The sequence below is a fragment of the Chloroflexota bacterium genome (assembly GCA_014360825.1).
In the GTDB taxonomy this organism is placed as follows: Bacteria; Chloroflexota; Anaerolineae; order UBA2200; family JACIWT01; genus JACIWT01.
In genome coordinates, this window is record JACIWT010000006.1 from 14599 (window position 1) to 34428 (window position 19830).

The window sequence follows — 19830 nt, forward strand, 5'->3', positions numbered from 1 at the left end:
ATGTTTTGTTCATCCAGATCTAAGCAACGAATCACAAAAGGAGGAATCTATGGCAGGCAAGATGCTCGTGAAGGTCAGGAAAGATGTTCCCAGCGACATCGAGATCGCACAGGAAGCCACTTTGCGGCCGATCATCGAGGTTGCCGAAGAGGTTGGTCTGACCGAAGATGAATTGGATTTGTATGGCAAATACAAAGCCAAGGTTCACCTAAGCGTCCTGGAACGGCTGAAGGACCGACCTAATGGCAAGTACATTGATGTAACGGCCATCACACCTACGCCCTTGGGTGAGGGCAAGACCGTCACCACGATCGGCGTGAGTCAGGGCTTAAGTTACCTGGGCAAGCGGGTATTCACCTGCATCCGACAACCCTCGATGGGCCCGACGTTTGGCATTAAGGGCGGTGCGGCAGGTGGCGGCTACTCCCAGATTTTGCCTATGGAGGACTTCAACCTGCACTTGACAGGCGACATCCACGCGGTGGGCGTGGCGCACAATCTACTCGCGGCGGCCATTGACGCCCGCATCATGCACGAAGACGAGATGAGCGACGAGGCGCTAGCAAAATTCTGCCCCGAGATCCCTCGCTTGAACATTGACCCTTATTCTATTCAATGGAACCGGGTGGTGGATGTGAATGACCGTGCACTGCGCAGGGTGATCATTGGTCTGGGCACCTCGGATGATGGCCGCCCCCGCCAGACTGGCTACGACATTACGGTAGCCTCGGAGATCATGGCCATCCTGGCTTTGGTGGACGGGTATAAGGGCATCCGGGACCTGCGTGAACGGTTAGGCCGGATCGTGTGGGGCACGGATAAGAAAGGTAATCCACTCACAGCAGAGCATCTGAAAGTGGCCGGGGCCATGACCGTCCTGATGAAAGACGCCCTAATGCCCAATTTGATGCAAACGCTGATGGGCAGTCCAGCCTTCGTCCATGCGGGCCCCTTTGCCAACATAGCCCATGGCAACAGCTCCATCATAGCCGACCAAATCGCCCTCAAACTGGCAGATTATGTAGTCACGGAGAGCGGATTCGGTGCTGACTGCGGCACAGAGAAATTCATGAACATTAAGTGCCGCTATAGCGGGCTTATACCCAACTGCGTGATCATCGTGGCCTCTGTCCGTGCTCTCAAGATGCACGGTGGAGGCCCAAAGGTCACGCCAGGCCGGCCCTTAGATCCTGCCTACACGGAAAAGAACGTGGCCCTGTTAGAGAAGGGGCTGCCAAACTTGATTCAGCACATCGAGAACGTCCTTAAGTTTGGAGTACCCGTGGTGGTAGCGGTCAACCGCTTTAAGAGTGATACCGACGAGGAAGTCGAGTTGATCCGGAAGGCTGCGGTGGAGGCTGGGGCAGAGGGTGCTTTTATCAGCGAGGTCTGGGCCAAGGGTGGTGAAGGCGGCGCTGAATTGGCGGAGGCCGTGATATCCGCCTGCGAGAGGCCAACCAACTTCAGATTTCTGTATCCGCTGGATTGGCCGATAAAAAAGAAGATCGAAACGATTGCCACGGAGATCTATCGGGCGGAGAAGGTGGATTACTTACCAGAGGCCGAGCGCAAAATCGCGCTCTTCACGAAACTTGGCTACGACAAACTGCCCATCAACATGGCTAAGACACACCTCTCATTTACCCACGATCCGACAATCAAGGGCGCGCCGCGAGGTTGGACCCTGCCTATTCGCGACATCCGAGCCAGCGTGGGTGCCGGGTTCCTGTACCCTCTGTGCGGTGAGATGCGCACCATGCCGGGGTTGCCATCGCGGCCTGTCTTCGTGAACATTGATGTTGACCTGAAGACGGGCAAAGTCATCGGCCTATCCTAAACAGCGTGCGTACGGGGTAAATCTGGGATAGGGTCACAGCGACGTGACACTGTAGTCAAGGGTTTCGGTCAGATAGGGAGGATGTACTATCCTCCCTATCATTGAAATTTGCTGGCATTTGTGCCTGTGCTATAATTTATAAAATATTTGGCAGGAAGCGAGAAGGGTAACGTCTTTACCATCACGGTGCGGGCGCTACAGAACGCTTCTCCTAGCCAAACAAATTGCAAAGGAGCAAGGAGAATGGAAAAAACGACATTTCATATCCCTGCCATATATGCCGATCACCATGTCCTGCGCGTGCGCGATCTATTGGGTGCACTGCCTGGCATCGGGGACGTCCACGCTAGTTCGGCATTCAGACGCATTACTGTGACTTACAACCCTGATGTGGTCCAACCCCAGGATATTGAAAGGGCACTTACTGAAGCGGGTTATGCCCCTGGGAAGGAGCCAGAACTGCCTACTCCCCCTCACAACAAAGAAGATGGCTCGGCTTGGTTTGAGGTTGTAAATCGAGTCACAGAAACCATCTCTGTTGACCGTGAAATGTCAGGCGATTTTCGCAAGTACTAGATGAGCATCATTGGAAAGTCAGGAGAATAGAGACATGGAAGTCGAAAAAAGAACGAAAGACCCCGTAGCACAGACGATCCTCAAGATCGCTGAAGAAAAGGGGTTGAGCACTGCCTTCCAACGCGCTGAAGAGGTTAAACCCTGTCCTATTGGCTCGGAGGGTTTGTGCTGCAAACTCTGCGGCATGGGTCCTTGCCGCCTGGTTGGGAAGACCGAGGTGGGTGTTTGTGGTGCGACCCGGGCCACAGTAGCAGCGCGGAACTTCGCTCGTATGGTGGCGGCCGGTGCAGCCGCTCACTCCGACCACGGCCGCGACCTGGCCTTTACCCTCATCGCTGTGGCCAAGGGTGAGGCCCAAGGTTACCGCATCCGCGATGTACGCAAGTTGTATGAAGTGGCGAAACTGATGGGTGTTCCTACCCAGGGCCGGGAGGTGAACGATATCACTCTGGAAGTGGGCGAGAAAGCACTTGCCGAGTTCGGTCGCCAAGAGGGCGAGTTACTATACGTTCAGCGTGCGCCAAGGAAACGCCAGCAGATCTGGCAGGACCTGAAAATTTACCCCCGCGGCGTGGATCGCGAGATCGTGGAAATTATGCATCGCACCCACACTGGCGTAGATATGGATGCCGAGAACATTCTTAACCAGGCCATGCGTTGTGCCCTTGCGGACGGTTGGGGCGGCTCGATGCTTGCCACGGATCTAAGTGACATCCTCTTCGGCACGCCCAGCCCACTACTGGCCGACATCAACTTAAGTGTACTCAAGGAGGACGAAGTCAACGTCGTCATCCATGGTCACGAACCCACTCTCTCTGAGATGATCGTTGCCGCAGCGGGCGATCCCGAACTGATTGAGTATGCCAAGAGCAAAGGTGCAAAGGGCATCAACTTGGCCGGTATCTGCTGCACGGCGAACGAGGTGTTGATGCGCCACGGTATCCCTCCGGCAGGTAACTACCTGCACCAGGAATTGGCTATCATCACGGGCGCTGTGGATGCAATGGTGGTAGACGTGCAGTGCATCATGCAAGGGTTAGCAAGATTAGCTGAAGAATTCCACACTGTGCTCATTACCACCTCGCCCAAAGCCAAGATCCCAGGCGCAACCCACATCGAATTCGATGAGCACCACGCCTACGACATAGCCAAGGAAATCATCCGCATGGGCATAGACAATTTCCCGAATCGTGGGGCTACCATGATCCCAGACTCGGAGATGGGCAACCATTTGGTGGCTGGTTTTTCACACGAGTACATTGGTTATATGCAAGGTGGCCTCTACCGAGGCTCTTTCCGCCCACTGAATGATGCTATCGCCCAGGGCCGCATCCGTGGTGTGGCAGGGGTAGTGGGTTGCAACAACGCGCGAGTGTGTCAAGACGAGGGCATCACCTCTATCATCGACCGGTTCATCGCCCAAGATGTGTTAGTTGTGGTAACCGGCTGTGCTGGACACGGGGCAGGCAAGTATGGATATCTGACCCCCGAAAGAATGGCCAAAGCCGGCAAGGGTTTGCGAGAAGTGTGCGAAGCCATCGGCGTGCCGCCAGTATTACACATGGGTTCCTGTGTAGATAACTCCCGCATCTTGACGGTGTTGAGCCAGATGGCCACAGAGGGCGGACTGGGCGAGGATATCGCCGATCTCCCCGCTGTTGGTATTTGTCCCGAGTGGATGTCGGAGAAAGCGATCTCCATCGGCGTCTACTGTGTCGCCTCCGGTGCCTATGTGCTGTTCGGCGTCCATTCTCCGGTTGCAGGTTGCGAGGAGGTCACCAAACTGATTTCTGAGGGTTGGGAGACGAAGGTTGGTGGCAAATTAGAATTTGAGCCCGATATCGACAAGATTGTGGAGAAGGCACTGGCTCACATTGACAAGAAGCGCGAGGCATTAGGCTTAGAGAAATACAACCCCGAGCGCTATGGTCAGAGCGGCGACTGGCGCATGGAAGCGGTAGAGGCCGCCATCGCACGCGGAGAAGAGGTGAATCTGCGCAGCTTCAAGGAACTGGTAAAGGCTTGAGGCCGACCAAGGAGATAACGTAAAGGAGGAGCATTATCCCATGTCCCGATACATCGCTACACGTGCCATTCGGGGTGCGAATCTGATCGTCAAGGAAGCCGAACAAATGCTTCAGGCCGCTTTGGCGGAGTACGGCCCTGATCAGCCGGTGGCTTTTACCAACACGGCATACTACCTCCCGGTCATCTTGGGTTTCACCGGCATCGAAGTCGCTAAACTGGGTGATATGGTGCCCGTGTTGGAGCATGCGAAACGATTACTGCATCCGGTTCCACATGGGAGTCTATGGCTACCATATCTGGGCGAAACCTTAGACTGTGGCGTCGCAACTTTGCTGGCCGAGGAGATGATAGAGGGCATCCGCTTCGTGCGCGGCGAGGAACCGCAAAAGATCACCTGGGGTGGAAGTTACGTGCCCAGCACGAGTTTCACTTCGCCCGATGGCACACCCGCTGTGGGCGACCGGCTAAATGGCCCCATTGATGACATCCAGCTTCGCGCCTGGGGTATCCAATTGGTAGACGGGCGCATGCCAGGGTTCGCTGCCATTGTTGGTTGTGCCAAGAGCAACGAGGTGGCAGTACAAATCGTCCGTGAACTCCAGAAGCGCAACATCTTGGTTTTTTTGTGCGGCAATGTAAACGGGCGCAGCATCATCCATCAGTTGATGGAAGAGGGCGTGGAGATGGGCTATGACACCTACATCATACCCTTCGGTACGGATACCATTGCTGCTATCTATCCACTGGGGTTTGCCACCCGCAGCGCACTTACCTTCGGCGGCTTGAAAGGCGGCCAAGCGCGCGAGATCTTGCTATATAACAAATTCCGCGTGTTCGCTTTTGTGCTGGCCTTGGGTGAAGTAGATGATCTGAAATATGCGACTGCTGCTGGGGCCATTACCTATGGCTTCCCAGTGATCGCCGACACCGTGATCCCCGAAATCCTGCCCACGGGCATCACACGCTATGAACACGTCATCTCCATGCCCTTCGATGACATTGAGGCAGAGGACGATCTCGAACGAGCCAAGAAACTGGTGCAACGTTGCATCGAAGTGCGCGGGGTGAAAGTAAAGGTCACAGAGATCCCCATTCCCGTACCTTACGGGAGTGCTTTCGAAGGCGAGCGCGTGCGCAAGGCCGATATGCGTGTCGAGTTCGGGGGTAAGTATTCGCGCTGCTTCGAGTACCTACACATGGCCGACTTCGACAAAGTAGAAGATGGCAAAATCACCGTGGTGGGACCTGGTTTCGATCACGTTGAGCCCGAGGGCGCAATGGACATGGGTATCGTGGTCGAAGTGGCTGGGCGTAAGATGCAGAAAGATTTCGAACCCGTGCTGGAGCGCCAAATCCACTATTTCATCAACGGTGCATCCGGCATCCAGCACATCGGCCAGCGCGACATCGCCTGGATTCGTATAAGCAAGGCAGCAGCCGAGAAGGGCTTCCGATTGGAGCACTTCGGCGAGATACTGGTCGCTCGGTTTAAGGCGGACTTCGGGGCCATTGTAGATAAGGTGCAGGTAACCATTTACACTGACCCAAAGAAGATAGAAGAATGGCTTGCGGTAGCCAGGGAGGCTTATAACTACCGCAACCAGCGTCTGGCCGATATGGTGGATGAGTCAGTGGAGGAGTTCTACAGTTGTACACTATGTCAGAGTTTCGCCCCCAACCACGTGTGCGTTGTCTCGCCGGAGCGGTTAGGACTGTGCGGTGCCTACAACTGGCTGGACTGCAAAGCCTCACATCAGATCAACCCCACTGGTCCTAACCAGCCAATTCAGAAAGGTCAGTGTCTGGACCCGGTATATGGCGTGTTCGCCGGCGTCAACGATTTCGTGTACCAGAACTCGCACCAATCTGTGCAGCAGGTTTCCATGTACTCCATCATGCGCGACCCGATGACGGCCTGCGGCTGCTTCGAGTGCATTGCCATGGTCATCCCAGAAGCCAACGGCATCATGGTGGTCTCCCGCGAAGACCCCAGTATGACTCCGGCAGGTATGACCTTCTCCACTCTCGCTGGCATGGCTGGCGGCGGCTTGCAGACCCCGGGTGTGATGGGTCATGGCAAATACTACCTGTTAAGCAAGAAATTCATCTCGGCAGATGGGGGCTTCAAGCGGGTGGTCTGGATGTCATCTTTCCTAAAAGAGACCATGGCCGAGGAACTAAAGGCTGTGGCCGAGCGCGAAGGTGACCCAGACCTACTGGAGAAGATCGCGGACGAGCGAGTTGCCACCACGGTGGAGGAACTGCTACCCTTCCTGGAGGAAAAGGGTCATCCTGCGCTGACTATGGAACCCCTGTTTTGATAGAGGATTGGCGAGACGTTCCTGCCGATATGCTGTCCAAAAGATCTCCGAACATGACAACAAGGTGCAGGTGCGAAGCCATTGATTCGCACCTGCACCTTGGAGTGAACACGGGTCGGAGTATGTGAAATGGCCAACAAACATGTACGAGACATTATGCATAAGGGCGTCATCGAGTGCAGGCCCGATACCGTGCTCAAAGAAGTCGTTCGTATTATGGCCGACACGGGTGTGCACGCCATCGTGGTTGAGAAGCCTGGTGGTGAAATTGACGGTATCATCTCTCACATGGATTTGCTGAAGGTATACGGTCAAAATCTGTTGAACTATAAAGCCTGCGATATCATGACCAAGAGCGTCATTGAAATCTCCCCCGATGCGACTATCGAGGAAGCAATAAGAATAATGCTGGAGAGAAGAATTCACCGCCTAGTGATTACGGAACCCAGTCCCGGCGGTAGGCGGGCGGTGGGCATTCTCTCCACAACGGATATCATTCGAGATATGCGCGAGCAACCCTGGTTCTGGTAGAGACAGGGGCAATTTTCAACACAATCCTTGGCGAAAGGAGAGCCTGTATGCCAGTTACGGTTGAAATCCCAAAAGAGAAATGGACTGGCGCGGTGCGGGAGGTCAAATTGGGCGCCACGTCAGCCGAAGGAGGTACACGAGCCCGGACTGTGACCGTGGGAGGCGAGACGACCTTACCCTTCCTGCATTACGAGGGTCAAATGCCCCACCCGCCCGTTGTGGCAGTGGAAGTGCAGGACCGTTATCCCGCCGATTGGTCGAAGCAGTTGCTCGATGCCTGGGGCGAGGTGCTCAACGATCCCGCTGCTTGGGCTAAAAAGGCGGAGGAAATCGGTGCGGATCTCATTGCCCTCAAACTCCAAAGCGCTCATCCTGACGGTGCGAACACTGGCGCAAAAGAAGCAGTGGCTACAGTGAAAGCTGTGCTCGCGACCACCGGTTTGCCCCTTATCGTGTATGGCCCTGGTCAGGCAGAGAAAGACAACGAAGTGCTGGTGGCTGCTGCCGAAGCAGCCAAAGGCGAGCGCATCGCTTTGGGTAATTGTGAGGACAAAAACTACCGCACTATCGTCGCTGCTGCTCTCGCCCACGATCAATTAGTCATTGCCAAAACACCCATAGACGTGAATCTGGCGAAACAACTCAATATTCTCATTAGTGATATGCGCCTGGACCTTTCGCGTGTGCTAATGGACCCTACCACTGGCGCACTGGGTTATGGCTTGGAGTACACGTATTCAGTGATGGAGCGGCTGCGCATAGCAGCGCTGACGGGGGATAGCATGACCCAGCAGCCGATGATCTGTACGGTGGGCGAGGAAGCCTGGCGCACGAAGGAAAGCAAAGTCAATCAGGGTGTGCCTGCAGCCTGGGGTGATTGGACTCGTCGCAGCATCAACTGGGAGGTTATAACAGCCGCTACACTTATCCAGGCTGGCGCCGACATCGTGGTGTTGCGTCATCCTGAAAGCGTCGCGTTGATCAAGAAGACCATCGCTGACTTGATGGCCCATTAAACGGAGGTATGTGACCATGGGACTTAGTGGTCTTGAAATCTACAAACTATTGCCTAAGACGAACTGCAAAGAGTGCGGCCAGCCGACTTGCTTAGCCTTTGCTATGAAGTTGGCTGCTAAACAAGCAGAGTTATCTGCCTGTCCATACGTCTCAGAGGAGTCTAAGGCCGCCTTGGCGGCCGCATCTGCGCCACCCATCCGCCTCATCACCCTTGGATCCGACAATTTCAAAATCGAGGTCGGTAACGAGACGGTAATGTTCCGCCACGAGAAGACCTTTTACCACGAACCTGCCTTGATGGTTCGCCTGAAGGATACGCTTCCCCTCAGTGAATTTGAGGCCCATGTGAAATCCATCGCGGGATATCAGGTGGAGCGCGTGGGCATCCAGTTGGCGGTGAATGGTCTTGCCATCGAGAATGCCTCGGGCGACGCGGGCGTGTTTGGCAATTACGTCGCGGCAGCCCGTGCGATTACGCCCAAGCCTTTCGTCTTGATAGCCAAGAGCAAAGCAGCAATGGAGGCGGGATTGAAAGCCAGTGGCACCGGAAACTCACTCCTTTACGCTGCAGACGAGTCTAACTGGCAGGATATGGCCGCGTTGGCCAAGCAGTACAGCGCCCCAGTCGCCGTCCGCGCAGATAAAGGGGATCTCGCTGCCCTGGCAAACTTGGCCGAGCAGGTGAAGAGCGCGGGAGTGGAAGATATTGTCTTGGATCCGGGCGCACGTGGTTTGGGTGATGGATTGGCAGCCTTGACTCATTTGCGCCGGCTCGCGCTCAAGAAGAATTTCCGTGCTCTGGGCTATCCGATCATCACATTCCCGGGCGAAGGAGCTAACTCTGAGACTGAGGAGGCCATCCTGGCCGCCGAGCACATTGCCAAGTATGCTGGGTTCATCGTGCTCGACCATTTCGATCCGGCTAGCATTTACCCGCTGCTCACCTTGCGACAGAACATTTACACCGACCCGCAGAAGCCCATCCAGGTAAGCCCCGGGCTTTACGAGATCGGTGAACCTAAGCCGGAGTCACCGCTCCTCGTCACCACAAACTTCTCCCTTACCTACTTCACTGTATCGGGCGAGGTGGAAGGCAGCGGTGTTCCCAGTTGGCTGCTTGTTGCCGATTCTGAAGGGATGTCGGTGCTAACTGGATGGGCTGCCGGCAAATTTGATGCGGAGAAAATCGCGAAGAGCGTCAAACAGTTCGGCGCAGACCAGAAAACAAAGCACAAGAAGATTGTTATCCCCGGTGCAGTAGCAGCAATTTCTGGTGAGTTGGAGGAAGAACTGCCTGGGTGGGAGGTCCTGGTTGGCCCCCGCGAGGCTATTGACATACCAGCCTATCTGAAAAACTGGAACTAGTGCTGGTATTTGTTCTTAGGGCCTCTTCTCTGCGCCTGGAGAGCGGATGCTCGGATTTACATGAGGGGTTAGGGCCGAAGATCCGTAGGGGTTTCGGTCTATCACTGGGGGTGATAGCCTTTTGCTGAACTTTGTTTCCTCTTATTTGGCTCTGAGCTATCTGACTTTCGCCACTTTGGTTACCCTAGGGGCACTGCAATTCGCTGCCACACACCAGGAGTTGCGGGGTCTGTCGCTATTCGATTATTCGGGGCGCAAGACCACGGGATATGTGCTGGGTGTGACTTTGGCGGTCATAGGTTATGCCTGGTTTTTTCTCACCCGCCGCGAGATCTTCTCCCCGGGGCCGGCTGGTGCCGAGCTAATGGTGTTGTTCGGTGCAGCATCGTTTGTTTCTCTTTTGGTCTCACTGGTGGCAGCCTCTGTTCGGAGGCCGCACTCTCCTGCAGTGTCGGCTAAGGTTCTGGGGAGCACGTTGGAGGTGCAACCAGTTCGCCACGCCCAGGTATCAGGGCTACTGGTCTTGCCCCCATACGGCGATGGATCAGTGCCTGCGATATGCGCTGTACCGGGACCGGGGATGGCGGCAGAGACCCTTTCCTTGATAGCCGCGCGGTTGGCAGAGGAGGGCATCGCTACTTTCGCCATTGACTTGGCGGAGAAGACACTTGGCTACCCAGAGATTCTGGCGCTGTTTCCGTCGGCTCTGAGTTACTTGACCAGTCATCCGGGTATTGATCCCGATCGGCTCGGCGCATTGGGTTTTGATCTGGGTGGTGATGTGGCGATCCGTGCCGCCAGCGGTGACAGGCAGATTGCTGCAGTCGCGGCATTGGCTCCGCTATGGGAGGATGCCGCTACTCGGACGGGGTTGGGGATGTTGCGAGAAATGAGCTACTGGCAGGCATTGCAGTATAGCAGGCAGCATGGAAGAGCGGCTGTTCTCGGGCAACTTGACTCCGTGGGAAGCCTGCCCGCATTGGTTCCACGGCCAGTGCTCTTTCTCTATGGAGAGCGGGATGGCGTAGTGTCATTGAACCACGCCCGTGCTTTGGCAACGAGTGCTGGGGAGAGAGGCACGCTCAGAGTCATACGAGAGGCAGGGCATCTGGATTTGTTGACCCAAGGCGCGACTGCATTCGCCGTGGCGCAGTGGTTCAAGGAGAACCTGTGATGGGCCTGGATTGGCGACTGTTTACCTTGATCAACGGGCTAGCGGGTCGGTATCCGCTGTTAGATGCTATCGCACGCCTTTTTGTGAACGATTACGCTGTACCGACAGCGCTGTCGGCTATTGTGCTCGCTTTATGGTTTGTTGGGCGGTCTCCTCAGGAACGAGGGCGTAATCAGCGTGCTCTATTCTACGCTCTCTTTGCTCTTGTTCTCGCCAACGTGGTTGTGAAAGCCTGCAACTTAGTCTTCTTCCGTCCGCGGCCATTCAGTTTCCATGAGGTAAACCTGCTTTTCTACCATCCCTCCGACTCGTCGATGCCCAGTAACCCAGCGGCCACAGGCTTTGCTTTGGCAGGGGGTGTCTGGCTACGTAATAGACGTGCGGCTGCGCTGATGTTCATTTTGGCCACGATGTGGGCTATTGCTCGCGTCTACTGCGGGGTGCATTACCCATCTGATGTAGTAGTAGGAGCACTGGTAGGATTGGCCGCCGCCCAATTAATAGGGCGTGTCAGCCACCAGATCGAGCCCGTCTTGACGCACTTAATAGACTTTGGGCAGAGGCTGTATTTGGCGTAGGAACTATCTTCTTGGACCATCTGTGTGCAGGGTTCGGTCTCCTCTTCTTTGAGTAGTATAGCAGGAGCAAGCGATTTCTTACCATAAAGTCGTTTTTAAACCACAAGGCAAGACAGTGAAAGTTCCTGCAGGATCGCTGATTGTGGACGCTGCCCAAGAGGCAGGTATTGAATTGAATCTACCTTGCGGTGGGCAGGGGCGCTGTGGGCGATGCAAGGTCGTGGTAGAAAGCGGCACTGTGCGGCGGCGCTCGATCAATCGCATCTCGCGCAGTGAACTCCAGCAAGGCTATGCCCTGGCTTGCCAGACAATCATCGAAAGCGACATTGAGGTCTTCATTCCGCCGCAAGAGGTCGTATTCCGCCGTGCTCCAAGCGAGAAGCAAGTTGATCGGCTGGTACAACTGCCCTTTGAGTGCGATTGGCAGAGCCGGCCTTGGGTACGCAAATACTTTCTCAAAATCGAACCGCCGAGTCTGCAGGATAATACCACCGACTTCGATCGGTTGAAACGCGAATTGGCGCGGCAGCATGGAGTCTCGGATCTAGTGGCATCATTGCCCATGATGCGCCGCCTGGCCCGGGTGTTGCGTCAAGCCAACTGGGAAGTAACCGCTGTCCTGGAGATGGGGACCTGGGCTGACGATGATGCCACGCCTCGGCTGATTGACCTGCGCCCTGGTGATCAGACGGCACGCTCGCTGGCCATCGCTGTGGATATTGGCACGACGAGCAATGTGATCTATCTTGTGGATTTGAAGATGGGCCAGCATTTGGATAGTGCTATCCAATATAACAAGCAGATTTCCTGCGGTGAGGACATCATATCCCGCATCATCTATGCCAAGCAACCGGGTGGGCTAGAGCATTTGCAAAGGCTGGTGGTAACTACCCTCAACGAACTGATCGATGAGTTGGCTGCCCGCAATGACTTCAACCCGCATGAAATCAACTTCGCAACCGTCGCTGGCAATACAACTATGATTCACCTCTTTTTGGCGCTCGATCCAGCCTATATACGCCTGGAGCCCTACATCCCGACTTTCACCCATCCACCGCTCGTGCGTGCCGCTGAATTGGGCTTGAACATAAACCCAGAGGCTACGGTGGACTGTCTGCCGGGCGTAGGTGCTTATGTAGGCGGGGACATTACGGCAGGGGTGCTCAGTTCCGGCATGTTTCGGACCGATAAACTAACCTTATTCATTGACGTGGGGACGAATGGCGAGATTGTATTGGGCAACGCGGACTGGTTGCTCGCCTGCGCTTGCTCTGCGGGGCCGGCTTTCGAAGGTGCGGGCGTGTATTGTGGCATGCGTGCTACCGATGGGGCTATCGAGGAGGTGTGGATTAACCGCGAGACTGCCGAGCCCACCATTCGCACTATTGGAGATAAGCCGCCGCTAGGTATCTGCGGTTCGGGCATGATTTCGTTGCTGGGTGAAATGTTTATCACAGGGGTAGTGGACAAAAGCGGCCACCTGAATCGGCAATTGAACACGCCACGCATTCGGGTCGGTGAACATGGCCCAGAATATGTATTGGTTTGGGCCAAAGAGTCGGGTACCGGAGAGGACATTTACATTACTGAGGTGGACATCTCCAACCTCCTGCGGGCTAAAGCCGCGATTTACGCGGGTTTTTCAGTGCTCACTCAAAGTGTGGGCATCAGTTTGGCCGATGTCGAGGAGGTCATCATTGGAGGCGCCTTCGGCAAGTATATTGACATCGAGAAGGCCGTTCAGATTGGGCTCATGCCTGACATGCCCTGGGAGAGGTTCAAGTATCTGGGCAATACCTCGGCTTGGGGTGCTTTCACGGCGCTCCTTTGCCGAGATATGCGCCATCAGGTCGTGGAAATTGCCAGGAAGATGACCTATCTGGAGCTAAGTGCTGATAACCGCTTCTACGAAGAATTTACCTCGGCATTGTTCTTACCCCATACAGATGCGACAAGTTTTCCATCGGTAATGCGCGTGTTAGAGGGAAAGATATGACGGTCACGATCGCTGTAGCGGGCAAGGGAGGCACGGGCAAGACCACTTTCATAGCACTTCTTATTAAATGGCTCCGTGAGCAGAATGCTGGTACGATCCTCGCCATAGATGGAGACCCGAGCGCCAATCTGCACTGGGCACTGGGGATGCCGATGTACGAAACCATTGGCCACATTCGAGAGGAGACGACCGCTTTGGTTTCCAGCGGCACGTACAACGTCTCTATTCCCAAGACCGACTATCTGGAGTACCGCATCCACGAATCCTTGGTAGAGGGCGATGGCATTGATCTCATTGCTATGGGCCGACCAGAAGGACCAGGATGCTACTGCGCAGCAAACAACATCTTGCGCATGGTCATTGACCGGCTTGGCAATCAATACGACTACGTGGTGATTGATAATGAGGCGGGAATGGAACATATCAGTCGCCAGACGACGCGGTATGTGGATATCCTTTTCATACTTACGGATGTGACTATGCGGGGACTGATGGCGGTTGAAGAAATACTGAAGATGCAGAAGGAGTTGGACACACGCTTCGGGCAGGTCTATTTGGTGTTGAACCGCTCCACTGGGCCACTGCCGGCCGTTCTCGCAAATAAGATCAAGGAACTCGGGGTAGAACTTATTGGGACGCTGCCGAATGACCCCACAGTGAGCGAATTCGATGCGGTGGGGCGTCCGCTGATCGAGATGCCAGAGGATGCCCCTATCGTCCATGCTGTGGGCGATATCGGTCGCAAAGCAGGAGTCGCCAGTAAGGCTGGCTCCCATTAAGAGAGGGAAGAAGGAGGTACAAAATCATGCTTATTATCGGTGAGAACATTCACATTATTTCGCCCAAGGTCAGGGATGCGATCAACAATCGCGACAAGGCATTCATCCAGCAACTGGCGCGGAAGCAGGTCGAGCATGGCGCGGACATGCTGGATCTGAACATTGGACCCCAGAAAAGAACTGGCGTCGAAGTGATGGAGTGGATTGTGGACGCTGTACAGGAGGTGACAGATGTGCCACTGTCATTAGACACCACAAATGCGGCCGCAATCGAAGCCGGGCTGAAGCGCTGCAAGAAACAAGCCATGATCAACTCCACCTCCGCCGATCCCGAGCGATTGGAAGTCGGGATGCCCCTGGCAGCGAAGTATCACGCCAAGATCGTTGCTCTGACGATGGGCAAATCGGGTATCCCTACCACTGCCGATGCCCGAGTGCAACTAGCGATGGAAGTGCTGATACCCAAGGCGATGGAGCTCGGCATCCCTATGTCAGACTTATATCTAGACCCACTGGTGCTGACAGTCAACGGGACGCAGGAACACGCGCCACAAACGCTGGAGGCCGTGCGCTTTTTCAAACAACTAATGGACCCGCCGCCTATGACTGTGGTGGGGCTCTCCAATATTTCGAATAGTGTGCCTGCCGAGAACCGTAGCCTAATCAACCGCACGTATTTAGTGATGCTGATGGCTGCTGGGTTAGATGCGGCCATCGCCGACCCCCTAGATCAGAAACAGAACGAGTTCATTCGTATTGTGGAGCAACGGGATGACAGCACCCCTCTGGGTAAGTTGCTTTTGGCGCTCTATGATGCAACGGCGGCTGGAGAAGACTTGGATCCAGGGGCGGTGGATATGAGGGATCCGGACCAGGTGGCGGTCTGGAAAACGGTGCAAATTCTCAAGAATCGAGTGATCTACGCCCACTCCTATTTGCGTATGTGAATGTGGGTACAGGCAACAAAAGCAGCCAGTATCCGCAAGCGAGACTGGCCGCTTTTGTTATCTTCTAACAAGAGCCTGGCTTCCGACGAAGGCGGCGCACGCGTTGGCATTTGTGTGGGCATTTCGTAGAATAAGTATTATTGTGTGACCACGCCCATAGAGGGGGTCAAATCGAGGCTCCTATGATTTCCCAGAGTTACTGGCGTCTATTTGGCTTTCAGAGCGAAGACGTATGCTCCATTCAATGGCAAGCGTGATAGCAATGCATTATCCTATGCCCATATCTTCTTGGTTGTCCTTGCTTATTGCCATGGATGTTGCTGTGCGCGCTCTAAACCACTGTGATTTGCTTATCTCTGCAGCAAGTGAGGTTCCATGCTGTATGGTAGGTGTGGAACCTCATTTCATTACTCTGACAAGAAGGAGGAAGCGGAAGGCACAATGACATTCGAGCACACTTCACTCTGGGGTGTCCTGCTCACATCTCTCCTAGCGATTCTCTATGCAGGTTTTCTGGTCCGGCAAGTTCTGCATCACGACCAAGGTACGCCTAAGATGCAAGCGATTGCCGACGTCATCCGCACGGGTGCTAATGTGTACCTGCAACGACAGTTTCGGGTTATCCTCATAGTAATTGGCCTGTTGGCCGTTGGTCTGTATTTCTCCGCGGCCCTGGCCGGTCAACGGGTCTCGATCTGCCTGGGGCGCGCTGCTGCTTTCCTACTGGGATCTTTTTCCTCCGCCACGGTTGGCTATATTGGCATGAATATAGCAGTGCAGGGCAACGTCCGTGTCGCTGCTGCTGCCCGCACGAGTTTCACGGATGCGCTGCGTATTGGTTACCAGGCAGGCACGGTCACGGGTATGCTTACCACTGGCCTGGGACTCCTGGGTCCCACGATTATCCTCCTGGTCTATGGCCGAAGCGCGCCTGAGGTACTACTGGGTTTGGGTTTTGGTGGAACGCTGCTCGCGCTTTTCATGCGTGTCGGTGGTGGCATATATACAAAAGCCGCCGATATCGGCGCCGATTTAGTGGGCAAGGTAGAAGTAGGCATTCCCGAAGATGACCCGCGCAATGCTGCCGTCATCGCTGATCTGGTGGGTGACAACGTGGGCGATTGCGCGGGGATGGCTGCTGACATTTTCGAGTCTTATGGAGTGACGATCGTCTCCGTGATGATACTGGGTTTGACACTCCAACCGCCCGATCTTAAGTGGATCGTCTTTCCCCTAATCGCACTGGCCATCGGCATCATGAGTTCGCTCCTTGGGGGTTATGTTATGTCCCTTTGGTCTACACGCAGTGATGCCTTCAAGGCGATGGACCTCTCGTATAGCCTTTCCGCGTTTCTCTCCGCTATTTGCTTCCTCTTGCTAGCGCATTTTTATATTCATGACTTGCGCGCTTTCTGGGCAACAGCGGTAGGTATTTTGCTCGCTATCGGCTTTAACAAATATACAGCGTATTTTACTCTCCCTGAGAAACGTCCGGTCCGGGAACTGGCAGGCGCTTCACGGACAGGCGCAGCAACGAGCATTCTGAGCGGGTTTTCCTTGGGCTCTGAGAGTGCTGCATGTGGCATTCTATTGGTTGCCATGGCTATCTTCTGTTCCATGCTGATTTTCCGCAGCGCGGGCATCACACATGTACTTTATGGCGTAGCATTGTGTGGCATCGGTATGCTCTCCCAGACAGGCAACTACGTCTCAATGGATGCATTCGGTCCCATCGCTGACAATGCCAGTGGAATCGGGGAGATGGCAGGGCTCGAGCCCAAAGCGCGCGAGATCATGGCTGCTCTCGACGCAGCAGGAAACACGACCAAGGCTATCACCAAGGGCATCGCCGCCGCCTCGGCAATCCTTGCCGCTGTCTCGCTCTTCGGTTCTTTTGTGGAGACCGCAGGGCTTCAGACAGAGGGGCTGAATATCGCGAGTCCCTCTGTGTTCATTGGCGCACTCATCGGCGGGTCCATGCCCTTTGTTTTTAGCGCGCTGACCATCCGTGCAGTAGGGCGCGCTGCCTCGCTCGTTATGGACGAAGTGCGGCGCCAGTTTCGGATCCCAGGTCTGATGGAGGGAAAAGTCAAGCCCGATTATGACAGAGTGATAGCCATCTGCACTCAGGCTGCACAGCAGGAATTGGTCAGCCTCGCTCTTCTGGCAATTCTCGTGCCGATCCTAGTTGGATTTCTCCTTGGAGTAGGAGTACTGGGTGGCCTACTAGCCGGCGGAATTCTGACCGGGGCATTGCTCGCCGTGTTTATGATAAATGCCGGAGGGGCTTGGGACAACGCCAAGAAATTCATCGAGGATGGCCATCACGGGGGCAAATACTCTGAACCGCATAGGGCTTCGGTCATCGGTGACACAGTAGGTGACCCATTAAAAGACACTGCTGGGCCCTCGCTAGATATCATGATCAAGGTTATGAACCTCGTCGCATTATTGATCGCGCCCTTGGTGAAGGCTCATGAAAGATGGACCCCTCTAGGACTCACTGTGATGGCAGGCACACTGTTGCTGGTTCTTTTCGCGATTTGGCACAGCAAGAAGGACGCCTATTCGCTGGTTGAAATAGAGGAGGATGATCCAGTTACGGAACCGTAGCGCCGTAGCCAATAATGTCTCGTGTCAGATAATCAACATCGCGTCCCCAAAACTATAGAACCGATACCTGTTTTGGATTGCCTCTTGGTAAGCCCTATCCACTAATTCTTTCCCGGCGAACGCGGAGACGAGCATGAGCAACGTGGAACGAGGCAAGTGAAAATTTGTGATCATTGCGTCCACAGCCCGGAAGCGATAGCCTGGGTAGATAAACAGACTTGTGGAGCCTCGGAACGGGAGAACCACATCCTCCGCGCCCTGGGCTTCTGCTTGGCATGCTGCCGATTCTAACACCCGCACCGAAGTAGAGCCGATAGCAACGATGCGCCGCCCCTCCTGGCGAGCACGATTGACCACATTGGCCGTCTCTTCACCCAGTTCACACCATTCCGAGTGCATACGATGATCCTCAATGCGCTCTTCACTTACCGGGCGGAAGGTGTCCAGGCTGATGTGCAGGACAACGAAAGCAAAGCGTATCCCTCGGTTGGCTAGTTGCTCAACGAGGCGCGGGGTAAAGTGCAAACCCGCAGTCGGCGCTGCCAGAGAGCCGCGGATGCGTGCGTAGATGGTCTGATAACGTTCAGCGTTCGTCAGCGGCGTGTGGATATAAGGGGGCAAGGGCACAGTGCCGAGCCGGTCCAAATGAGGGCCTATGGGCGGTGTGAAGCGAACGAGGCGCCCACCTTCAGGAGTGCGCTCCAACACCTCGGCAGTAACGGAAGGCAAATCTCCCGACGAAGTGGCGGGTTCTATGGCCACGAGAGCGCCAGGTTGAACGCGTCGGCCTGGTTTCACCAGTGTTTCCCAAATACCACCTTCTCGTTCACGAACGAGCAGGAATTCGACCTTGCCGCCCGTGGGCACCTTGCGACCATATAAACGGGCAGCGATCACCCTGCTCTCATTGCCCACAAGAAGGTCTCCTCCCTGCAGATAATCGCCGATGTCGCGAAAGTGACGATGCTCTATGAGGCCATCTCTGCGATGCAGCACCAGCAGCCGCGAGGCATCGCGGGGCTCAATGGGTTGTTGAGCAATCAACTCTGGGGGTAATTCGTAGTCGAACTCGCTCGTTCGCACGGGAATCTCAGCGGTGCAGCCGCAACAGCAGATTCAGCAACAACGTGAGCAGCAGACTGAGCACCAATGAGGTCATCAGCGGAAACATACAGGTGAAATCATCGCGGCGGATAGTAATATCACCAGGCAAGCGCCCTAAGAAGGGAATTTTGCCGGCCAAAAGCAAAAGTAGGCCGAGGGCGAAAATAAGGCCACCAATGAGCAAAAGCATACGGCCCAAATCTTCGAATGGCGACATCTCATCCCCCCCTCTGGCGAGTGGATGCATTTTGGTCATAGCGTTCCCATTCGCTGAAGATACAACCACAGTATGCCTGCCGGTACAAATTATGCTCCTTTGCCAACCGTCCCCGCTCGCTCCAGCCACGGCGGAAATTCTCGAAGAAAAAATCTACCCCAAACTCTGCTGCCGCCTCCTCGCCTACGGCTACAATGAGCTGCTGATCCTGATATGGGCTGATGAGTAACGTGGTGGTAATAACGCCAAAGCCGCGCTCACTGGCCGTGCGGGCGGTGGCTCGCAGGCGTAGGTCATAACAGCGGGCACAACGCTCACCGAATTTCTCGTGCCCCGCCACAGCACGGAAGTAGGCAGGCATATCGTAATCAGGCTCCCAGATCATGGGTAAACCCACAGTGGCAGCGTATTCTTCAAGACAGGACCGCCGACGCTCGTGTTCTGTGTAAGGATGAACATTGGGATTATACCAATAACCCGTAACATCGAATCCCAACTCTCGGAGGCGCTTGATAGTGTAAGTACTGCATGGGCCACAGCAAATGTGCAACAGTAGCCGTCTGCTCACCTCACATTCTTTCTCGACTGGTGCGGGTTGTGGTGGCCGTTCGGTAACATATGAGATCGAGCCGCTCGACGAAGCATCGAGGGAAGATCCCAGCCTACCAACGCGTCTAAATAAACCCTCTTCAACTGTTTGTGGCGGTCCCCACCGACTTTCTAATGCCAAAGTGCAAGAGACCATCG

General features: G+C 55.0%; 16 protein-coding genes. 13 read left to right on the forward strand and 3 right to left on the reverse strand.

The genetic code is table 11. The features are described 5' to 3' along the window. Positions 1-61: 61 nt before the first annotated feature. The 13 genes from H5T64_05275 to H5T64_05335 all read left to right on the forward strand — a co-directional run bounded on the left by H5T64_05275 (position 62) and on the right by H5T64_05335 (position 17762). Positions 62-1837: a formate--tetrahydrofolate ligase gene (locus H5T64_05275; GenBank protein ID MBC7263755.1), complete on the forward strand. Its 1776-nt coding sequence runs from the start codon at positions 62-64 to the stop codon at positions 1835-1837. Between the two features lie 243 nt (positions 1838-2080). Next, positions 2081-2413: a heavy-metal-associated domain-containing protein gene (locus tag H5T64_05280; protein ID MBC7263756.1), complete on the forward strand. Its 333-nt coding sequence runs from the start codon at positions 2081-2083 to the stop codon at positions 2411-2413. A gap of 34 nt (positions 2414-2447) precedes the next feature. Beyond that, positions 2448-4439 carry an anaerobic carbon-monoxide dehydrogenase catalytic subunit gene (gene cooS / locus H5T64_05285; GenBank protein ID MBC7263757.1) on the forward strand — a complete coding sequence of 664 codons (1992 nt, stop codon included), beginning with the start codon at positions 2448-2450 and terminating at the stop codon, positions 4437-4439. Between the two features lie 40 nt (positions 4440-4479). Next, positions 4480-6762, forward strand: a complete 2283-nt coding sequence (gene cdhC / locus H5T64_05290) for a CO dehydrogenase/CO-methylating acetyl-CoA synthase complex subunit beta (protein MBC7263758.1) — start codon at positions 4480-4482, stop codon at positions 6760-6762. A gap of 129 nt (positions 6763-6891) precedes the next feature. Next, positions 6892-7293 carry a CBS domain-containing protein gene (locus H5T64_05295; GenBank protein ID MBC7263759.1) on the forward strand — a complete coding sequence of 134 codons (402 nt, stop codon included), beginning with the start codon at positions 6892-6894 and terminating at the stop codon, positions 7291-7293. 47 nt (positions 7294-7340) lie between these two features. Then, complete coding sequence (locus tag H5T64_05300) at positions 7341-8309, forward strand: acetyl-CoA decarbonylase/synthase complex subunit delta (protein MBC7263760.1); 969 nt, start codon at positions 7341-7343, stop codon at positions 8307-8309. Between the two features lie 16 nt (positions 8310-8325). Then, on the forward strand, positions 8326-9675 hold the full coding sequence (locus H5T64_05305; GenBank protein MBC7263761.1) for an acetyl-CoA decarbonylase/synthase complex subunit gamma: 1350 nt from the start codon (positions 8326-8328) through the stop codon (positions 9673-9675). A gap of 121 nt (positions 9676-9796) precedes the next feature. Next, positions 9797-10849, forward strand: coding sequence for an alpha/beta hydrolase (locus tag H5T64_05310; GenBank protein MBC7263762.1), 1053 nt, complete (start codon positions 9797-9799; stop codon positions 10847-10849). Further along, positions 10849-11427: a phosphatase PAP2 family protein gene (locus tag H5T64_05315; GenBank protein MBC7263763.1), complete on the forward strand. Its 579-nt coding sequence runs from the start codon at positions 10849-10851 to the stop codon at positions 11425-11427. The genes H5T64_05310 and H5T64_05315 overlap by 1 nt, the downstream gene beginning before the upstream one ends. Positions 11428-11542: 115 nt before the next feature. After that, positions 11543-13423, forward strand: coding sequence for a DUF4445 domain-containing protein (locus H5T64_05320; GenBank protein ID MBC7263764.1), 1881 nt, complete (start codon positions 11543-11545; stop codon positions 13421-13423). Further along, a complete protein-coding gene (locus tag H5T64_05325; GenBank protein ID MBC7263765.1) occupies positions 13420-14202 on the forward strand; it encodes an AAA family ATPase in 783 nt (260 codons plus the stop codon). The genes H5T64_05320 and H5T64_05325 overlap by 4 nt, the downstream gene beginning before the upstream one ends. A 26-nt stretch (positions 14203-14228) precedes the next feature. Further along, positions 14229-15149 (forward strand): dihydropteroate synthase, encoded by a 921-nt coding sequence (locus tag H5T64_05330; protein MBC7263766.1) that lies wholly within the window; start codon positions 14229-14231, stop codon positions 15147-15149. 441 nt (positions 15150-15590) lie between these two features. Further along, complete coding sequence (locus tag H5T64_05335) at positions 15591-17762, forward strand: sodium-translocating pyrophosphatase (protein ID MBC7263767.1); 2172 nt, start codon at positions 15591-15593, stop codon at positions 17760-17762. Between the two features lie 24 nt (positions 17763-17786). Here H5T64_05335 and queA read toward each other — a convergent pair whose 3' ends face one another. Genes queA through H5T64_05350 form a run of 3 tightly spaced genes read right to left on the reverse strand, consistent with a single transcriptional unit; the run spans position 17787 to position 19828 of the window. Beyond that, entirely contained in the window at positions 17787-18845 is a 1059-nt protein-coding gene (gene queA, locus H5T64_05340; protein ID MBC7263768.1) for a tRNA preQ1(34) S-adenosylmethionine ribosyltransferase-isomerase QueA, read from the reverse strand. A gap of 7 nt (positions 18846-18852) precedes the next feature. Continuing rightward, on the reverse strand, positions 18853-19083 hold the full coding sequence (locus H5T64_05345; protein ID MBC7263769.1) for a DUF2905 domain-containing protein: 231 nt from the start codon (positions 19081-19083) through the stop codon (positions 18853-18855). A gap of 1 nt (position 19084) precedes the next feature. After that, positions 19085-19828 carry an epoxyqueuosine reductase QueH gene (locus H5T64_05350; protein MBC7263770.1) on the reverse strand — a complete coding sequence of 248 codons (744 nt, stop codon included), beginning with the start codon at positions 19826-19828 and terminating at the stop codon, positions 19085-19087. Between the last annotated feature and the right edge of the window lie 2 nt (positions 19829-19830).

What these genes read in the sequence shown, in the direction of transcription:
- H5T64_05280 (MBC7263756.1), top strand. Translation starts at nt 2,081, where the DNA reads ATGGAAAAAACGACATTTCATATCCCTGCCATATATGCCGATCACCAT.
- H5T64_05300 (MBC7263760.1), top strand. Translation starts at nt 7,341, where the DNA reads ATGCCAGTTACGGTTGAAATCCCAAAAGAGAAATGGACTGGCGCGGTG.
- H5T64_05335 (MBC7263767.1), top strand. Translation starts at nt 15,591, where the DNA reads ATGACATTCGAGCACACTTCACTCTGGGGTGTCCTGCTCACATCTCTC.
- H5T64_05275 (MBC7263755.1), top strand. Translation starts at nt 62, where the DNA reads ATGCTCGTGAAGGTCAGGAAAGATGTTCCCAGCGACATCGAGATCGCA.
- cooS (MBC7263757.1), top strand. Translation starts at nt 2,448, where the DNA reads ATGGAAGTCGAAAAAAGAACGAAAGACCCCGTAGCACAGACGATCCTC.
- H5T64_05345 (MBC7263769.1), bottom strand. Translation starts at nt 19,083, where the DNA reads ATGTCGCCATTCGAAGATTTGGGCCGTATGCTTTTGCTCATTGGTGGC.
- H5T64_05315 (MBC7263763.1), top strand. Translation starts at nt 10,849, where the DNA reads ATGGGCCTGGATTGGCGACTGTTTACCTTGATCAACGGGCTAGCGGGT.
- H5T64_05305 (MBC7263761.1), top strand. Translation starts at nt 8,326, where the DNA reads ATGGGACTTAGTGGTCTTGAAATCTACAAACTATTGCCTAAGACGAAC.
- H5T64_05295 (MBC7263759.1), top strand. Translation starts at nt 6,892, where the DNA reads ATGGCCAACAAACATGTACGAGACATTATGCATAAGGGCGTCATCGAG.
- H5T64_05325 (MBC7263765.1), top strand. Translation starts at nt 13,420, where the DNA reads ATGACGGTCACGATCGCTGTAGCGGGCAAGGGAGGCACGGGCAAGACC.
- cdhC (MBC7263758.1), top strand. Translation starts at nt 4,480, where the DNA reads ATGTCCCGATACATCGCTACACGTGCCATTCGGGGTGCGAATCTGATC.
- H5T64_05330 (MBC7263766.1), top strand. Translation starts at nt 14,229, where the DNA reads ATGCTTATTATCGGTGAGAACATTCACATTATTTCGCCCAAGGTCAGG.
- H5T64_05350 (MBC7263770.1), bottom strand. Translation starts at nt 19,828, where the DNA reads ATGGTCTCTTGCACTTTGGCATTAGAAAGTCGGTGGGGACCGCCACAA.